Here is a 17,877-nt window from a genome sequence, read left to right on the forward strand (position 1 = left end):
ACACCAGCGGCTCGATCAGGGCGGTGAGCAGGTGCTCCTTGGTGGGTCACCGCCACTCGCCCGTGGCGTGCTGGTCGACCGCGACGTAGTGCGCGCCCAGCCGCAGCACACCCAGCACCGCCACGGCCTCGGCGGCCGAGCGCGGCAGCTCCAGGACCACCGCGTCGCCGGCGCGCACGCCGCGCGCGTGCAGCAGCCGCGCCTGCGCGACGGCCCGGTCGTGCAGCTCGCGGTAGGTCAGCGTGAGCCCGGCGTGCGCGTCGACCAGCGCGACCCGTTCGCCCGCGGACCGCGCGTGCGCCGCGAACCGGCTCCACACGTCGTCGGCCGTGTCGTGCGACCCGCCCGCGCCCAGCGCCCGCAGCCGCGCGTGCTGCCCCGCCGACAGCCCGGTGACGTCGCGCAGGGCGACGCCCGGGTCGGCGGCCAGCTCCCGCAGCGCGGCCTGGAACGACTCGGCCAGCTCCCCGGCGTCGGCCGCGGTGAGCACCGACGTGGCGTACTCCAGGGCGAAGCGGGGGCGGTCCGACCACGACTGGAGGTAGAGCAACGCGTCGAACACCGCGCCGTGGCAGTGGCCCTCGTGCACGCGCCAGGTGCGGCCCCCCGCCTCCAGCTCGTCGGGCACCAGCTCGTGGTGGGCGGCGAAGCCGAGCTGCGCCAGCGGGTTGCGGCCCGGGTCGGTGGTGCCGCCGAGCCCGGAGACGACCCGCTCGAACGGCACGTCGGCGTCGGTCGCCGCCTCGGCCAGCGACGCGGCCACCCCGCGTACGTAGTCCCGCGCGTCGAGGTCGTCGGTCGCCGCGCAGCGCACCGGGACGACCCGGGTGCACAGGCCCACGATGCCGGCCATGCCCGCCTCGAACCGGCCCGCCGCCGGCACCCCGAGCACCAGGTCGGTCAGGCCCGCGCGGCGGGCGGCGGCCAGCGCCCACGCCGCCATGGCCACCGACGTCACCGTCACCCGGCAGTGCCGGGCCAGCTCGGTCGCGGCCCGCGTCGTCGCCGCGTCGAGGTGGAAGCGCAGGCGTGCGCCGCGGCCGTCGGCCTCGGCGACCGGTGGCAGGTCGGTGGGGAGCGCCACCGTCCAGGGCGCGCCGTCCAGCCGGGCCGCGATCCGGGCCAGCGCGCCGTCCAGCGCCCCGGACGCCTCCTGCGCGGCGAGCCGGGAGCCGATCCACTCCGGCGACGGCGCGGCGCCCGCCGGGTCGGCGCCGGCGTAGAGCTCGGCGAACTCGCGCCAGAGCACCCCGATGCTCCAGCCGTCGGCGATCGTGTGGTGCACCAGCATGGTGAGCAGGTCGCGCCGCCCGGCGCGGGTCAGCACGAAGACGACCGGCGGCTGTGCGAAGGGGTGCAGCAGCCGCGCGGCCGACCGGCCGTACAGCTCGTGCACGGCGCGTACCGGGTCGTCGTCGGGCAGCGTCTGGTGCAGCAGCCGTGGCTCGTACGGGGCGGGCAGCACGATCCGGGCCTGCCGCGGGTCCCGGACGAACCGGGTGCGCAGCGCCTCGTGGCGGGTCGCCAGCTCGCGCAGCGCCGACCGGGTCCGGGCCTCGTCGAGCGGCCCGTCCGCCTCCAGCGTGAACATGAGGTGGTACGGCGCGTCCTGGTCGAGCAGGTGCGCGGCCAGCATGGACCGCTGGCCGGGTAGCAGCTCCAGCTCGGCGGGCCGCCGCGCGGCCAGCGGGGGCGCGGTGTCCACGTGCTCCACCGCGCCGGCCAGCGCCTGCGCCAGCGGCAGCGCCGACAGCAGCCGGGCGCTGTCCACGTGCGCCCGCAGCTCGCGCTGGCCAAGCGAGACCAGCGCGATGGCCTGCAGCGAGGTGCCGCCCAGCCCGACGAACGACTCGGTCACCGCCGCGTCCCGCAGCTGCTCGGGCGCGAGACCGAGCACCCGCGCGGCGAGCGGCGTCCAAGCGGAGAGTTCCGGGGCGGTCATCACACGACCTCCGCCACCGGCTTGTCCAGCGGCACCTGGCCCGCGACGTCGCGCAGGTCGGCGAAGCGGGGGTTCTCCAGCACGTGGCCGAACATCACCGCGAGGTTGAGCTCCTGGCGGATCAGGGTGCTCAGGCGCAGCGCGCTGAGCGAGTGGCCGCCGAGGTCGAAGAAGTCGTCGTCGTCGTCGACCGTGTCGACGCCGAGCACCTCCATCCACAGCTGCTCGAACTCGCCCATCCAGGTCCGGTCGTGTACGTCGCGCATCAGTGGTGCCTCTCTGTGTCCAGTCGGGTCGCGGGGGCGTCCAGGTAGTGCCGGGTGGCCGCGAAGGGGTAGGTGGGGGCGGGCAGCCGGCGTCGGCCCGCGTCGTGCACGGGGTCCCAGGCGCCGACGAGACCCAGCTGCCACAGCGCGCCGACGGTGGCCAGCAGCCGGGCGTGCCGGTCGGCGGGCAGCGCGGGCCGGTCCGGGCCCAGGTGCGGGGTGACGCTCGTGCCGACCTCGATCCAGAGCACCTGGTCGAGCTCCGGCGGCCTCGTCGGCGCGGGCGGTTCGGCCGCCTGCGCCCGCCAGTACGCGAGCCCGTCGTACCCGGTCGGCGGATCCCCGCCCGGCACGTGGACGGGCAGTTCGGCCGGGTCGAGCCGGCTGGCGTCGACGTCGGCGCCGCAGGCCAGCTCCAGCGCGTCGGCGAGGGACATGATCCCGGCCACGACCGCGCACGCCACGGCGCCGATGCCGGCGCCGGCCAGGGCACGCGGGGCCACGCCCCGGCTGCGCAGCGACCGCGCCAGGCCGACGCAGGCCAGCAGCCGGGTGCAGCGCTCCCGCACGGCCTCGTCGAGGTCGCGGTCGCGCAGCAGCGCCACGCCCTCGTCGACGACCCGGCGGTACACCGGGTCGGCGTCGTAGTTGGGCCGGTTGCCGGTCAGCTCGCCGGCCCCGGTGAGGTGCAGCGCCACGCCGCGCGCCCGCGCCTTCGCGTCGACCTGCCGGACCGTCGCCGGCGAGCCGTGCGCTCCGGTGAGGAACGCGGCCCGCCACGGCAGCTCCGCCCGGCCGGTCCGCAGGGTGTACGCGAGGTCGGCCAGCTCGCCGGGCGGGGTCTCCGCCACGCAGCCGGCGGCGCGGTCCAGGCCGGCCTGCGCCACGGCGGCGGTCTTCGCGGAGACCAGGACCAGCTCTGTGACGTGGCGGCGCGACCGGGGCCGGGCGGGCGGGGCCTCCTCCAGCACGACGTGGGCGTTGGTGCCGCCGATGCCGAAGGCGCTCACCCCGGCCCGGCGTACGCCGTCGATCGGCGCCCAGGGCCGGGCCGCCGCCGGCAGCTCGAACACCGAACCGTCCAGCCTGACCGCGGGGTTGGCCGTGGCGAGGTGGGCGATCGGCGGGATCACGCGGTGCTTCAGCGCCAGCACGGTCTTGATCAGGCCGACCACGCCGGCGGCGGTGTCCAGGTGCCCGACGACCGACTTGACCGCGCCGAGCGCGCAGGGCGCCCGGTCGGGCCGGTCGCTGTCGAAGACCTGCCGCAGCGCCGCCACCTCGATCGGGTCGCCGAGCGCGGTGCCGGTGCCGTGGGTCTCGATCAGGCCGACGGTGTCCGGGTCGACGTCGGCCACGCCCAGCGCCGCCGATATCACGCCGGCCTGGCCGGTGGGGCCGGGCGCGGTGAAGCCCGCCTTGCGGGAGCCGTCGTTGTTGACCGCGGAGCCGCGGATCACGGCGTGCACGGTGTCGCCGTCGCGCACCGCGTCCTCGAGTCGCTTGAGCACCACCACGCCTGCGCCGTCGCCGGGCACGGTGCCGTCGGCCGCAGCGTCGAAGGCCCGGCACCGGCCGTCGGCGGAGAAGATCCCACCGGGCTCGTGCACGTGCCCGCGCCGCGTCGGCGGGGCCACCGTGGCGCCCCCGGCCAGTGCCACGTCGGCGTCGTAGGTCAGCAGCGCCTGCACCGCCTGGTGCACCGCGACCAGCGACGTCGAGCAGGCGGTCTGCAGCGTCAGCGCCGGACCCTGCAGATTCAGCTTGTACGCGATCCGGGTGCCCGCGAAGTCCTTGTCGCTGCCGATGATGAGCCCCAGGCCGCCGGCCGCCTCGACCGCGCGCTCGTTGGGCCACACGTTGTCGAGCAGGTAGACGTTCAGGCCGGTGCCGACGTACACCCCGATCCGGTTGCCGTCGGCGGCGACCGGCGGGTGGCCGGCGTGCTCCAGCGCGGCCCAGGCGCACTCCAGCAGGATCCGCTGCTGCGGGTCCATCAGCGCACTGTCCGACGGCGAGTAGCTGAACAGCCGGTGGTCGAAGCAGTCCGCGTCGCGCAGCACCGCCCGGGCGGGCACGAAGTCGGGCCGCTCGACGAGGTCCTTGGGCACGCCCCAGCCGACGAGCTGCTCGGGGGTGAAGAAGGTGACCGCGTCGACTCCGTTGACCACGTGGTGCCAGAACAGGTCCAGGTCGCGTTCGGCGCCGGGGACCCGTACGGCCATGCCGACCACGGCCACCGCCGCGCCGTCGGGCAGCTCAGCCACGGCGGCCTCCCGCGGTCCGGCGCCGGTCGGCCAGCAGGGCGCGACCGCGGTGGCGCTGCGCCACCCGCGCGTCGGCGACCACCGGGGCCGCCCGTTGCAGGTGCGCGGCGCAGCCGGCGACCGTGCCGGCGCGGAACAGGTCCGTCACGGAGACGTCCAGGCCCTCGTCGGACAGCCGCTGCTGGAGCGCGATCAGCGCGAAGCTGTGCCCGCCGAGGTCGAAGAAGTTGTCGTGCAGCCCGACGTCGGCCCGGTCGAGCACCTCGCTCCAGCAGACCCGGATGCGCTCCTCCAACCCGCTGCCGGCGGCGAGCCCGCGCCGCGCCGCGGGCGCGACGGTGGTGCGCGCGGCGCGGCTGTCGGCCAGCAGTCGGGCCGTGTCCACCTTGCCGTGCGCGGTGAGCGGGACCGCCGCGACGGTCAGGATCCGCGACGGCACCATGTACGCCGGCAGCGTCGCCCGCACGTGGGCGCGCAGCTCGCGTTCGGCGTCCGGGCCGAGTTCGCCGACGACGAAGGCGGCCAGCTCGTCGTTCTCGGCCGCGACCGCGCACGAGCGCACCGCCGGGTGGGTCAGGAACGCGCCCTCGACCTCGGCCAGCTCGACGCGGTAGCCGCGCAACTGCACCTGGCTGTCGTTGCGGCCGAGGTACACCATGTTCCCGTCGACGCCCCACTTGACCACGTCACCGGTCTTGTACATCACGCCCCCGCCGTACGGGTCGGGCAGGAAGCGCGCCTCGGTCAGCTCCGGGTTGCCCAGGTAGCCGTGCGCGACGAGCACGCCGCCGCAGTACAGCTCGCCGGGCACGTTGCGGCCGGTCGGCCGCAGGTCGTCGTCGAGGACGTAGCAGCGCCCCGACGGCAGCGGCACGCCGACGGTGCCCTCCCTGACCCGGGCCAGGTCCGCGGTGGGGGCCTCGAAGATCGTGACGTGGATGGTGCCCTCGGTGATGCCGTACATGTTGACGAACACCGCGCGCAGGCCCGGCGCGCCGGCGACCAGCGACGCGACCCGCGACCAGCTCAGGGCCTCGCCGCCGAGGACGACGTAGCGGATGCGGGAGACCTCGTCCGCGCCCAGCAGCCGCAGGTACGGGGGCAGCAGCCGGTAGAGCGCACCGGGGGTCTGGAACACCACCGTGACGCCCTCGCGGCGCACCAGCTCGGCCAGCCGCTGCCGGTCCACCAGGTCGGCCTGGTCGGCGACGACCAGCCGGCCGCCGGTGCTCAGCGCGCCCCACATCTCCCACACCGAGGCGTCGAACGAGAACGAGCTCGCGGCCAGCCACACGTCGTCGGCCGTGACGTCGAGCCCGGCGGGGGTCGGGTCGTTCAGCGCGTCCAGGCCGCCGTGCCCGACCATGACGCCCTTGGGCACCCCGGTGGAGCCGGAGGTGTAGATGACGTACGCCTGGTCGCGGGGCCCGGGGAACGTCTGCGCGACCACGGACGTCCCGTCGAGGGTGTGCGCGTCGGCCAGGCGGATGTCGCGGCCCCGCGCCAGCGCGCCGGCCGTGTCGGCGGTGCCGGCCTCCACCAGCATGAACGGCATGTCGGCGCTGGCCGTGATCAGTTCGAGGCGCTGCCGTGGGTACTCGGGGTCCAGCGGCACGTAGACGCCGCCGAGCTTCCACACGCCCAGGATCGCCGCGACGATCGCGGGGGAGCGGCGCAGCAGCAGTCCGACCCGGTCGCCGCGTCGCACCCCCCGGTCGGCCAGACCCGCCGCGATCCGCCCGGCCCACCGGTCCAGCTCGGCGTAGGTGACCTCCACGTCCCGGTGGCACACCGCCACCGCGTCCGGGGTGCGCGCCACGTGCTCGGCGAACCGGCGCAGCACCGACGGGTGGTCGACCGACTGCTGCGCGACCGGCGGGTTCACCCCCTCGGTCAGCAGCAGCCGCTCCGCCTCGTCCACCATGCACGGCTCGGCGTCCGGGCCGTCGACGACCGACCGCAGGAAGGTCAGGTAGTGCGTGAGCAGCGTCGCGACGGTCTCCGGGGTGAACAGCTCGGTGCTGTACTCGGCCCGCAGGAACGGCGTGGCGGTGGACACGTCGAGGGTCAGGCCCAGGTCGAACTTGGTGACGTCGATCTCGACGTCGACCTCGGTCAGCCGCACCCCGTCGAACTCGGGGAACGCGAACGGGAAGTTCTGCACCGTCAGGGAGGTCTGGAACAGCGGCGCGTGGCTGAGCTGCCGTTCCCCCACGGTGGCCCGCACGATCTGCTCGAACGGCACGTCCTGGTTGGCGAACGCGGCCATGCTGGCCCGCCGGGCCCGCTCGACCAGCTCGGCGAAGCCGGGCCGACCGGACACGTCGAGCCGGATCGGCAGGGTGTTGACCAGGCAGCCGACGACGCGCTCCTCGGCCTCGTCCATCCGGTTGGCGACCGGCACCCCGATCACCACCTCGTCCTGGCGCGCGTAGCGCGACAGCACCGAGGCGTACGCGGCCAGCGTCACCGCGAACAGCGTCGCCCCCCGCGACCTGGCCCACGCGGTGAGCCGCTCGACCAGCTGCGGCTCGACCGGGCGGCGCAGCACCGCGCCGTCGGCGCTGAGCACGCTCGGCCGGGGGAAGTCGGTGGGCAGCGCGAGCTGCGGGACGTCGCGCAGCTCGGCGCGCCAGAAGTCCAGCCCGGAGCTGTCGCGCTCCCAGGACTCGCGCTGCCGCCGGGCGTACGCCAGGTACGACTCCGCCGGTTCGGCGTACGCGGCGTCCGTCCCGGACACCGCCGCGTGGTACTCGGCGGCGAGGTCGCGCAGCAGCAGCCCCACCGACCAGCCGTCGCAGGCGATGTGGTGCACCAGCACCGCGAGGGTGTGCTCGTCCGGGCCCCAGGAGCGCAGGAAGGCGCGCAGCACGGGCCCGTCGCCGAGCTCGAACGGGCGTCGGGCCTGCTCGGCGACCAGGGTGTGCAGGTAGGTCTCCTGGGTGTCCCGGTCGGCCCACGCGCCCGTCTGCACGTCGACGTCGGCGTGCGGGGTGGGCGAGACCCGCTGGGTGAGCACGCCGTCGACCAGCGCGAACGTGGTGCGCAGCGCGTCGTGCCGGGCGACGACGCGGGTCAGCGCCGCGCGCAGCGCCGCCGGCCGCAACGCCCCGTGCAGGTGGATGGCGAACGCCACCACGTACGCCGGGTTGCCGGGCTGGAGCTGGTTGAGGAAATAGAGTCTTTCCTGAGCGAAGGAAGCACGACCGGTACGAACCATGGATCGATCGTGCTGCGTGGGACGTCCCGCCCGGCAGAGCGACCTTCCCCGCTCCAACAGGGAAAACCTCCCGGTCGGGTGCCGGACACCTCGACGCTCGGCCGGCGCGACGCGGCCCCCGACCCGACGGGGTCAGTCGTCGGACCGAGGGGCCGGTCGGGGGTGTCCGGCAGGATCTGGTGCCGGCACCCGGGTGCACTACCGCCGACGTGGCTCGCACGCACGAGGAGTCGCCTCGGCCAGGCGCCGCGTGATCCACAGTGGTGAGGTGACGGCATTGCCCATGACGACGGCGTGTGCCCCGGCCTCGAAGGCCTGCCGGACCTGCTGCGCCGTACGGTAGCGGCCCTCCGCGATCACCGGTACCCCCAGCCGCTCGGCGAGCTGGGCGACGAGTCGTAGGTCGGGGCCCTCCGTCGGCGGGCTGGCCGGCGTGTAGCCGGACAGTGTCGTGGCCACCGCGTCGGCACCGGCGTCGACCGCGGCCAGGCCCTCGGCCAGGGTGGAGATGTCGGCCAGTACCAGGGCGGCGGTGCGCGAGTGCACCGCGCGTACCGTGTCGGCGAAGCTGCCTCCGTCCGGGCGGGGCCGGTCGGTGGCGTCGACGGCCACGACGTGGGCCCCGGCCGTGGCGACCTGCACCGCGTATGCCGGGGTCGGGGTGATCAGCACCCCGGTGGCGCCGTGTTTGACCAGGCCGATCACGGGCACATCGACGGCGGCACGGATCGCCCTGATGTCGTCCAGCCCGTTGGCGCGGATCGCCACCGCACCGCCCGTCGCGGCCGAGGCGGCCACCCGGGCCTGCACGTAGGCGTCCCGCATCGGGTCGTCGGGCTCGTCGGGCAGCGGCTGGCAGGAGACCACCAGACCACCCCGCATGACGTCGAAGACTGTCACGTGTCCTCCATTGCCATTCGGGCTGCACCGATCGCCACGGCGTTGTCACCCAGCGCGGCCGGTAGCAGCGGTACGTGGGTCCAGGCCGGTAGCACTTCCGCCTGGTAGGCCCGGGTCGCCGCGGACAGCACCGCCGGCGCCGCGCCGCCGGCCAGGACGACCGCCTCCGGGTCGAGCAACGCGACGAGTCCGGCCAGGGCCGTCCCCAGCGTCTCGCCGGCGTGATCCAGCACCCGCCGGGCGACAGCGTCGCCGGCTGCGGCCCGGGCGGCGACCTCCCGCCCGCTCACCTGCTCACCGCCGGCCAGGGCGTAGGCGGCGGCGATCCCGCTACCGGACGCCACGGCCTCCAGGTGCCCCTGGCGCCCGCAGCCGCAGCGCAGCTGCCCCGCGCCGGGAACCGGCAGGTGGGCAACCTCGCCTGCCGCCCCCCGGGCGCCGCGGTCGAGGCTGCCGCGCCGGATCAGCGCCCCGCCGAGGCCGGTCCCGACGGCGACCAGGAGCAGGTGTTCCCGGCCGTGCCCCGCGCCTGTCCACGCTTCTGCGAGCGCGGCGGCGTTCACATCGTTGTCGACGTGTACCCGGCGGTCCAGTCGGGCGCCCAACTCGTCGGCGATCCTGGTGCCGCGCCAGCCGGGCAGGCTGTCCGTGGCGTAGCGGACGGTGCCGGTGGCCGGATCCAGCGTGCCGGCGGCACCCACCCCGACGCCCGCGACCCGACCGCCGGCCAGGAGTCGCCCGGCCAGTTCGGCGGCGGTGTCGAGCACCATCGCCGGCCCGTGCCGGGCGGGTGTGGGGGCCTGGACCGCGCCGGCCACCTGTCCGTCGGGGGTGACCGTCAGGGCGATCGTCTTCGTGCCCCCGATGTCGATGCCGAGATACGCGACGTCCGCGTTTCCCGTTGCGATGCTGTCGATCATGGATCCGTTTCTCGGTGGGCGGTGGTTGTCGTGTCGGTCCTGGTGAGATCTCGCATGACCTGGTATCGGCCCTGACCGTAAGCTACGCTACGGCGGATCAGAGGCGTGCACCGGGATCGATGCTCGCCGCCCGCCGCTACGTTGCGTCCACGTCCGTTGAGTTGTCGCGTCGGCGCCGCTGGTCGAGATCCTTGATCCACGGCCGGCTCCGGACAGATTACGGACCAGACCGCAACATCTCGAGCCGCACCCCATCGATCAGTGAAGGAGACCGATGAAACGGAGAAGGTTGCGGTCCGCCGCCCTGCTCACCGCCGGCGGACTGCTCGCCGGCTTCCTCGTCGCCACCGCCAACGGCGCGGCGAACGCCGCCCCGCCGCCGGCTCCCGCCCCGATCGTCGGCGCAGAACAGGACCTGGGTCACGCCATCAACTCGCGGGTGCTCTCGCAGTACCAGGCGCAGGGCGTCGACCAGCAGGGGCGCCCACAGGCATACTGGGTGACCGCTGGCAACAGCGAGGTCGCGGCGATGTTCCAGGTCACGGACATCAGGTCGGGGAAGGTGGTCTTCGGCGAGCGACTGCCCTCCGGCACCGGTAGCTGGGCGGTCACCTTCGCCAGACCGCAACGTGCCGTCTACTTCGGCATGACCAACGGCGCCGTATACACCTGGTCGCCCGGAGACACCTCGGTCACGTCGCTGGGTGTGCCGTACCCGGGCGAGCAGATCTGGCGGATGGCCGCGGCGCCGGACGGTGTCGTCTACGGCGGAACGTACCCCAGCGGAAAGCTCTTCTCCTACAACCCGGCGACCAAGCGGTTCAGCGATCACGGCCAGATCGTCCCGGGGGAGACCTACGGTCAGGCGCTCGCCGTCGACGACCGGTACGTCTACTTCGGCACCAAGCCGAACGCGAAGCTGGCCCGCTTCGACCGCACCACGGGCGAGGTGCAGCCGATCATGCTGCCCGCGCGGTACGCGGACGAGGAAGCCGTCTACGACATGACCCTCGCCGGGGGGTACCTGTTCATCCGGCTCGACCACACCAGTGACCTGCTCGTCCACCGGCTCAGCGACGGAGTCGTCGTGAAGACGGTTCCCGCGATCTCCGGTCGGATGGTGTCCGAGATCGATCCGACGGGCCGGTACGTCTACTTCCGGATGGTGGCCGAGGGCATCGTCCGGTACGACCTGCAGACCCACACCTACACGCCGGTCGGATGGAAGCCGAACGCGCTGCCGGGCAGTTGGGAGTGGATCGACCTGGGCGACCCGGCGTGGCCCGGACTGACTCTGTCGATGACGTACTACTACGGCCGCGTCTACCTGTGGAATCCGCAGACCCGGTCGACGCGGTACATCGGCGAGGAGGACCTGGAGGGTGCCCCCAACCCGATCCAGGCGATGGGGACCGGGCCGGACGGATCGGTCTACATGGGTGGATTCCTGTCCCCACCCGGCATGGCGCGCTTCGACCCAGCCGACGACTCCATGACCCTGTTGTCCGGCGCCGGGCAGGTGGAGGGTTTCGGGATCCGCGGCGACCACCTGCTGTACGGTCGCTACCCGGACGGCAACCTGCTCTCCTACGACACCACCAAGCCGTGGGCGTACGGGTCGAACCCGGCCCCGCGGGCGGTCCTCGGCGAGGAGCAGCAGCGGGCGCAGGCCTTCGTCGACCTGGGTGAGACGGTGGCCGTCGGCAGCATCCCCCGCGCGGGTCGCCTCGGTGGCGCCCTGAGCTTCTGGACGCCCTCCACCGGGGCGGTGCAGACCTACCGGGACGTCGTGCCGCAGCAGAGCGTGGTCAGCCTGATGGAGCACGACGGGCTGCTCTACGGGGGCACCTCCATCAACGGCGGGTACGGCATCGAGCCGACCGCCACCGAGGCTGAACTGTTCGTGTTCGACCCGCAGACCCGCCAGGTGGTCGAGCGGGTGGTTCCCGCGCCCGGCGGCTCGGCCGTGAACGCGCTGGTCGTCGATCCGGCCGGCACCATCTGGGGACTGTCCGACGGCACGCTGTTCACCTTCGATCCGGCGACCCGCAGGGTCACCAGGTCGGAACGGCTCTTCCCGAACGAAACGACGATGTACGGCCACGAGCGGGGTCTCGTCCTCGCCGACGACGGCTTCCTCTACGCGTCGGTGTCCGACAGCCTCTGGCGGATCAACCCGGCGACGTGGGACGCCGTCGAGCTGGCCTCCGGCCGGGTGGCCTTCCTCACCAAGGGCGGGGACGGCAACCTCTACTACAGCCGGGTGTCCCGCCTGTACCGGTGGAACTTCGCGCTCCCCGCGGTGTGCGGCCGCATCGTCAGTGGCACGTACGCGGGGCCGCTCGACGTCACGACGGGGACCACCTGCCTGCGGGATGCCACGGTGTCCGGGCAGGTCTCGGTGGGCAACGGGGCGGCGCTGGTGGTCCGGGACAGCACCATCGAGGGACCGGTCGTGGCCCAGCGGGCCGCCGGCGTGACCGTACGGGACAGCTCGATTGTCGGGCCGCTCTCCGCCAGTGGCACCACCGGTGACTTCAGGCTGGTCGACTCGTCGGTGGCGGGGCCGGTGACCGTGGTCGACGGACGAGGGCCGTCGATACTGGCGGGCAACGTGATCAAGGGCCCCCTGCGCTGCACCGGCAACGAACCGGCACCGCAGGACGACGGTCAGCCGAACGAGGTGACCGGCCCCACGCAGGGGCAGTGCGCCAAGCTCTGACCTCGCATGGTCCCGCGGCCGGCACCCCGGATGCCATCCGGAGCGCCGGCCGCGGCACGCCTTGTCCAGGTGCGGGAGTCGGGGCTTGTCCTGCGCACCGCATCGGGGCGTAGGTTCAGGCGGGATCGGGGCGGGGCCCGCCGATCATGGCAGCAGTGCCGCCGCGTGTCGGCAAGCCGTTCGCTTGACCACGAGCTACGCATGCTGCGAGCAGCGACAGGTGCACAGGCCGTCGCTCAGGCCGCGCGAACGGTATCGGCCAGCCTCTAGTACTCGCCGCGCCCGAAGGCGGCCAGCTCCGCGGAGTGCCCGGGGTTGCTGACGTACGTCGCCCCGATCGGGGCGGTCACCCGGCACCACATGTCGAGCCGCTCCACGTCGATGCCGGCCGCCGCGGCCAGCTCGTCACGCCGGCGCAGCATCTCCGCGCGGTCCAGGCCCTCCAGCACGTAGTCGACCGCGTCGAAGCACGGGTCGCCGGCGCAGGCCATCGGGTCGATGGCCACCAGGCCCTTCGCACCGCCGCTGAGCACGTTGCCCAGGTGCAGGTCGCCGTGCAGCAGCACGGTGTCGGTGGGCGCGGCGAAGAGGTCGTCGCGCAGCCGCTTCGACTCGGCGAGGTCGGCGCCCCGCCGCACCGCCGAGTTGAACAGCACGTCGATCCAGTCCTCCAGCCTCCGCGGCGCGGCGGCCGGATCCCCGGCGCCGTGCAGGTCGGTGAGGAACCCGGCGTACTCCTGCGGCGACGGCGGCTGCGGCATCTTCTCCACCAGGGTGCCCGGGTGGATCGACTCGAGCAGCACCGCGCCCTTGGCCGCCGCCAGCACCGCCGGCACCCGTCCGCTGGGCGCGAACTGGCGCAGCATGTCGACCTCCTCCCGTACGGCGTAGCTGTCGGGCGACAGCTTGAGCACCGCCTCGCCACTGCCCTGGCGGCACCGGAACACCACGGAGGAGTTGCCGGACTTGAGCGGGTCGCCGAGGTCGAGCCCCCACTGCGCGACGAGTTCGTCCAGCCGCTGGGTCAGCGTGCCGACCCAGCGGTGCGCCGCCTTGCCGAACCGCGGCTCCAGCCGGTTCGCGACCGCTTCCAGATCCAGGGCCATCCCGTTCACCTTTCCGTCGATTGCGCGCCGGCGTACGCGGCGCAGCCGCCCGCCTCCGGCAGGGGTGTGGCGCCGTGCCCGTGGGTCAGCGGGGGAGTGCCGCCGCGCATCGGGTCGGGAGCCGGCCCGTACGGCCCCACGCGCTCCAGCCTGGCCTTGCGGGCGACCTCGATCGCCTCGTACCGGTCCGACACGTTGAGCTTGCTGAAGATCGTCGAGATGTGGTTGCTGACCGTCTTCGGCGAGAGGTTCAGCTGGGTGGCGATCGCCCCGTTGCGCAGGCCCGACGCGATCAGCTGGAGCACCTGCCGCTCGCGCGTCGTCAGCTCCGGGAAGAGCTGCTGGTTGCGTGGTTCCCGGCCGAGCTGCCGGACGATCTGATCGGCCACGCGGGGGCCGAGGATCACCTCGCCCGTGGCCAGGCCCCTGATCGTCCGGACGATGCCGTCGCCCGGGCAGCTCTTGAGCACGTAGCCCCGTGCGCCGGCACGCATGGCCGCGAAGACCGCCCCCTCGTCCTCGACCGCGGTGAAGACCAGCACCGCGGTCGTGGGTGACATCCGGGCGATCTCCTGCAGCGTCACGCCCACCTGGAAGCCCGGCAGCTCGATGTCGAGCACGAGCACGTCGGGGCGCAGCGACGCCGCCGATCTCATCGCCTCCCGCGTGGTGCCCGCCTCGGCGACCACGGTGACCTCAGCCGAGGGGGACAGCAGGGCGTGCAGGCCCCTGCGCACCACCGGCTGGGCGTCGGCCAGCACAACTGTCACGGCGCGACGTTTTGCGCCGTCCGCGACGTCTCCCGGATCGCGCCTCATCGTATGAGCCGGTTCCGAGGTCGAGCCAACGCTGACCATTACCACATCTCACCCGTCCTAACTGGCTCCGCGACGCCTCCCTGTCGTGGAGGCGTCGCGGAAGCGCCGACCTCCGATCGGCGTGAACGTCTTCTGACGGCCAACAGAACAACACATGAACGTGGCCTGACGATAGTGATGTCAGTCATCTGACGCATTCTCGGTGACCAATTAAATGAAAAGCGTCGAAGGCGATTCTCGGCTTGAATGGAACAGGCCGCGACAGAACGGAAATGCCGGGACGAGGTGCCTGCGGGCCTCGTCGGACGGCCCGGAGTGTCCCGCCCCGGGCCGGCGGCTAGCGCACCGCGTTCCGGGCGTCCACGGGAGATATTCCCTGGTGGTCCGGGAAGTCGTCCCGCCCGCGCTCCGCCGGACGCCCTGTCCCGCCCGGCGGTGCCGCCGCGAGGATTGACGCGACCGCTCCATCACACCAGGATGTGCAAATATGCCCTTGTCTCGATTGATTGATTATTCGTCCCGTTTGGTGCCGGCTGATCCGCTGCGCAGGAAACTGATCGCGATCCGGCTGGCCGAATCGATCGGCAAGGGAGTCTTCCTCAGCGGCAGCGTCGTCTACTTCACACTTCGCGTCGGGCTCGATGCCAAGCAGGTCGGCCTGGGTCTGTCGGCGGCGGGCCTGTCCGCCTTCATCTCGTCGGTCCTGTTCGGCGTCGTCGCCGACCGGGTGGGCCCGCGCAGGCTGCTCGTCATGCTGTTCGCGGCGCTGGCGGTGGGCTTCGGGCTCTACGCGCTGGTGGACAACCCGGTCCACTTCTTCGTCCTGGTGGTCACCGTCGGCTTCATCGAGTACGGCACCGGCCCGACCAACGGCGCTCTCGTCGGCAACCTCGTGCCGGCCGAGGAACGGGTCAAGCTCAAGGCCATGATGCGGTCGGTGTTCAACATCGGGTTCAGCATCGGCATCGGGGTGGCCGCCGTCGCCGCGCTCCACCAGCGGCTGCTCGTGCTGATCCCGCTCACCACCGCCCTGCTGATGGCCGGCGCCGCGCTGCTGGTCACCCGCCTGCCCGACGCGCCGTCGCGTCCCGTCCCGGTGGGCTTCAAGCGCTTCGCCGCCGTACGCGACCCCCGCTTCCTCTCCGTCATCGGCGTCTCGACGGTGCTCGCCTCCCACGTCACCGTCATCCTGGTCACGATGCCGCTGTGGGCGCTCAACCGCACCTCGCTGCCGCACTTCCTGATCCCGCTGCTGCTCATCTTCAACACGGTGTTCGTCATCCTCTTCCAGGTGCGGGCCAGCCGTGGCGCGGACACCGTGGAGGGCGCGGGCAGGCTCGCCCGCCGCTCCGGCTACTGGCTCGCCGGCGGCTGCGCCGTCATCGCGGTGAGCGCACTCGACGACAGCGTCGTGCTGGTGTCCGTCGCGATCGTCGCCGCGGTGCTGATCCTGTCGGTGGCCGAGGTGATGCAGGCCGCCTCGGGCTGGGGCCTCGCGTTCGGCCTCGCCCCCGAGCACGCGCAGGGCGAGTACCTGGGCGCGTTCGACCTGCACGTGATCACGCAGAACATCATCGGCCCGGCCGCGCTGTCCGGCCTGGTCATCGCCTTCGGCTTCTGGGGCTGGCTCGGCATCGCGGTCGCCGCGCTGGTCGCGTCGGCGCTGATCATCCCGGTCGCGCACCGCAGCCAGGCCACCCTCGTCCCCGAGACGGCCTCCGCGACCAGCCCGTAGGCCCCGCCGCCGCCCGGCCGTCACCGCGCGTGTCGGCCGGGTCGCCGACTGCGAAACATACCTTCATTGCCGACGGGTCAACATGTAGACAACATTCGTCGTTCTGTCTATCGTCAGCACCACTTAGCGATGTCCTTCGATTGAAAGAGGTCGTCAATGGTGCACATCAGACGGTGGACCGGCATCGCCACAGCGCTGCTGGCGACGGAACTCCTGGTCGCGGGCACCGCCGCGCACGCCGCCGCGCCCACACCGGACCCGGTGCGGGTGAGCGTCGAGGACGCCGTGACCGCCAAGCTGCGCGGGCAGGTCCAGGCCGCGGCGGCGGAACACGCCGACAGCTCCGAGGCGGAGCACGCCGAAAGCTCCGAGACCCGCGTGACCGTCACCCGCAAGAACGGCAAGTGGGCCTTCGGCACGGCCGTGGCCGTCACCGGCCACGAGAAGGACGTCCACCCGACCGGTGCGATCTTCATCGCCCGTGCCGAGGCCGGCACGTGGCGGGTGAACTTCGACGGCGAGGCCGGGTTCAGCGAGCTGGCCGCCGTGTCGCCTCTGGTGAACAAGCAGGAGAAGGCGGTCTTCACGAGCGCCCCGAGCAACCCGAGCGGCCCGAGCACCATGCAGGCGGGCGGCGACTACCGGACCGGGATGGCACTGCCGTTCGCGGTCGGCCAGACGTGGACGCTGACCGGCGGCCCGCACGGCTGGGGCGGCTCCGAGTTGCCGTACAGCTCGATCGACCTGGCCGGCGGCGACCAGGTGGTCCGTGCGGCGCGCGCCGGCACGGCGTACACGATGTGCAGGGGATGGATCCGGGTGATCCACGACCGGGGCTACTCCACCGACTACTACCACCTGTGGAGCAGCATCTCGGTCAACGGCGCCGCCGTCGGCCAGGGCGCGTACCTGGGTTACACCGGCACCGACGTCACCTGCGGTGGAGCGGCCTCCGGCCGGCACGTCCACTTCGGGCTGCGGCAGAACAGCGCGTACGTGTCCATCGGCGGCCACGACCTCGGCAAGTGGGCGTTCGTCAACGGCGCCTCCGCCTACCAGGGCGGCGCGCGGCACGGGTCGACCTGGCGGGGCGCCGGTGGGGCCATCTACAACTACGGGGCGCTGGGCTTCAACCAGGCGGTGGTCGACGCCAACGGTGGGGGCGCGGTGAACAAGCGGTCCGGGCCCGGCGCCGGCTACGCCCTGCAGGGATCGGTGGGCGACGGCGCGACGGTCACCGTCTCCTGTTCCGCGAACGGCACCTCCCACACCGGACGGTACGGCACCACCGCCCTGTGGAACCGGTTGAGCGACGGCACCTGGGTGTCCGACGCCTACCTGTGGACCGGCGTGAACGGACCGATCAACGGCTGGTGCTGACCGGCACCCGACCGCGCGTCGACGCAGGGGCCTCCGCCACCTCGGATGCTGTTGGTTAATTTGGGTTCTACTGCTTCGCCCCGTCGGATCTATCCGGCGGGGCGAAGTTGTGCGAAGTGGCTGGTGCGGGTGCCGGCTCGTGGTGTTTTGGTGAGGTGGGCGTCTATTCGAGCGAGGTTGATCGCGGTGCCGGTGAGCTGGTGTTGCAGGGCGGTCTTGTCCAGGCCGCGATAGCGGGATCTGCGTAGGCCGCAGCGTTGGACGCCTTGAGAGATGGTGCCCTCGACCCCGGCGCGGATCTTGTAGCGGTGCTTCCAGTCGTCGGTCTGCTGCTGTTGTCTGGCGGTGCGGACGGTGTCGTGCTCGGCTCGGTGGCGCAGGGTGAGCTCGCGGCGTTCGGCTTTGGGTGAGCTGACGCAGTCGCGCAGGTGGGGGCAGACGCGGCAGTCGGCAGGGTTGAACCGGACCCGGATCACCGGCTGGCCGTGCTGCGAGTGTCGGTGATGCCATTGGGTGCTGGTGACGCCGTTCGGGCAGGTCACATGCTGCTGCTCCCAGTCGATGGTGAAGGCGTCCTGCCCGTGGCGGCCGCCGTGTTGCG

General features: G+C 73.0%; 12 protein-coding genes. 3 read left to right on the top strand and 9 right to left on the bottom strand.

Features of this window, described 5'->3' with window-relative positions; all coding sequences use genetic code 11:
• Positions 1-46: 46 nt before the first annotated feature.
• From AB0G13_RS29275 to AB0G13_RS29300, 6 genes are all read right to left on the bottom strand, one after another.
• Positions 47-1,942 carry a condensation domain-containing protein gene (locus AB0G13_RS29275; RefSeq protein ID WP_357881078.1) on the bottom strand — a complete coding sequence of 632 codons (1,896 nt, stop codon included), beginning with the start codon at positions 1,940-1,942 and terminating at the stop codon, positions 47-49.
• Positions 1,942-2,208: a phosphopantetheine-binding protein gene (locus tag AB0G13_RS29280; protein WP_357881081.1), complete on the bottom strand. Its 267-nt coding sequence runs from the start codon at positions 2,206-2,208 to the stop codon at positions 1,942-1,944. Before AB0G13_RS29280 ends, AB0G13_RS29275 begins: the two co-directional genes overlap by 1 nt.
• Positions 2,208-4,475 carry a beta-ketoacyl synthase N-terminal-like domain-containing protein gene (locus AB0G13_RS29285; protein ID WP_357881084.1) on the bottom strand — a complete coding sequence of 756 codons (2,268 nt, stop codon included), beginning with the start codon at positions 4,473-4,475 and terminating at the stop codon, positions 2,208-2,210. The genes AB0G13_RS29280 and AB0G13_RS29285 overlap by 1 nt, the downstream gene beginning before the upstream one ends.
• Positions 4,468-7,695 carry an amino acid adenylation domain-containing protein gene (locus AB0G13_RS29290; RefSeq protein ID WP_357881087.1) on the bottom strand — a complete coding sequence of 1,076 codons (3,228 nt, stop codon included), beginning with the start codon at positions 7,693-7,695 and terminating at the stop codon, positions 4,468-4,470. The genes AB0G13_RS29285 and AB0G13_RS29290 overlap by 8 nt, the downstream gene beginning before the upstream one ends.
• Positions 7,696-7,893: 198 nt before the next feature.
• A complete protein-coding gene (locus AB0G13_RS29295) occupies positions 7,894-8,595 on the bottom strand; it encodes an N-acetylmannosamine-6-phosphate 2-epimerase (RefSeq protein WP_357881091.1) in 702 nt (233 codons plus the stop codon).
• Entirely contained in the window at positions 8,592-9,515 is a 924-nt protein-coding gene (locus tag AB0G13_RS29300) for an ROK family protein (protein WP_357881094.1), read from the bottom strand. Before AB0G13_RS29300 ends, AB0G13_RS29295 begins: the two co-directional genes overlap by 4 nt.
• 274 nt (positions 9,516-9,789) lie before the next feature.
• Here AB0G13_RS29300 and AB0G13_RS29305 point away from each other — a divergent pair, with 274 nt between their 5' ends.
• Entirely contained in the window at positions 9,790-12,237 is a 2,448-nt protein-coding gene (locus tag AB0G13_RS29305; RefSeq protein ID WP_357881097.1) for a hypothetical protein, read from the top strand.
• A gap of 266 nt (positions 12,238-12,503) precedes the next feature.
• Here AB0G13_RS29305 and AB0G13_RS29310 read toward each other — a convergent pair whose 3' ends face one another.
• Both AB0G13_RS29310 and AB0G13_RS29315 read right to left on the bottom strand, forming a co-directional pair.
• Positions 12,504-13,343, bottom strand: coding sequence for an aminoglycoside phosphotransferase family protein (locus tag AB0G13_RS29310; protein ID WP_357881100.1), 840 nt, complete (start codon positions 13,341-13,343; stop codon positions 12,504-12,506).
• A gap of 5 nt (positions 13,344-13,348) precedes the next feature.
• The gene (locus AB0G13_RS29315) at positions 13,349-14,113 is read right to left on the bottom strand and encodes a response regulator transcription factor (RefSeq protein WP_357881102.1); all 765 of its coding nucleotides are present in this window, start codon (positions 14,111-14,113) and stop codon (positions 13,349-13,351) included.
• Between the two features lie 574 nt (positions 14,114-14,687).
• Between AB0G13_RS29315 and AB0G13_RS29320 the strand changes: the two genes are divergently transcribed.
• Together AB0G13_RS29320 and AB0G13_RS29325 are read left to right on the top strand one after the other, a co-directional pair.
• On the top strand, positions 14,688-15,896 hold the full coding sequence (locus tag AB0G13_RS29320; RefSeq protein WP_357881105.1) for an MFS transporter: 1,209 nt from the start codon (positions 14,688-14,690) through the stop codon (positions 15,894-15,896).
• A 156-nt stretch (positions 15,897-16,052) separates the two neighbouring features.
• Positions 16,053-17,276 carry a peptidoglycan DD-metalloendopeptidase family protein gene (locus AB0G13_RS29325; protein WP_357881108.1) on the top strand — a complete coding sequence of 408 codons (1,224 nt, stop codon included), beginning with the start codon at positions 16,053-16,055 and terminating at the stop codon, positions 17,274-17,276.
• A gap of 89 nt (positions 17,277-17,365) precedes the next feature.
• Here AB0G13_RS29325 and AB0G13_RS29330 read toward each other — a convergent pair.
• The coding region (locus tag AB0G13_RS29330; RefSeq protein WP_357881110.1) for a transposase at positions 17,366-17,877 on the bottom strand (512 nt) is incomplete at its 5' end.

The sequence above is a fragment of the Micromonospora sp. NPDC023633 genome, assembly GCF_040640035.1.
GTDB lineage: Bacteria > Actinomycetota > Actinomycetes > Mycobacteriales > Micromonosporaceae > Micromonospora.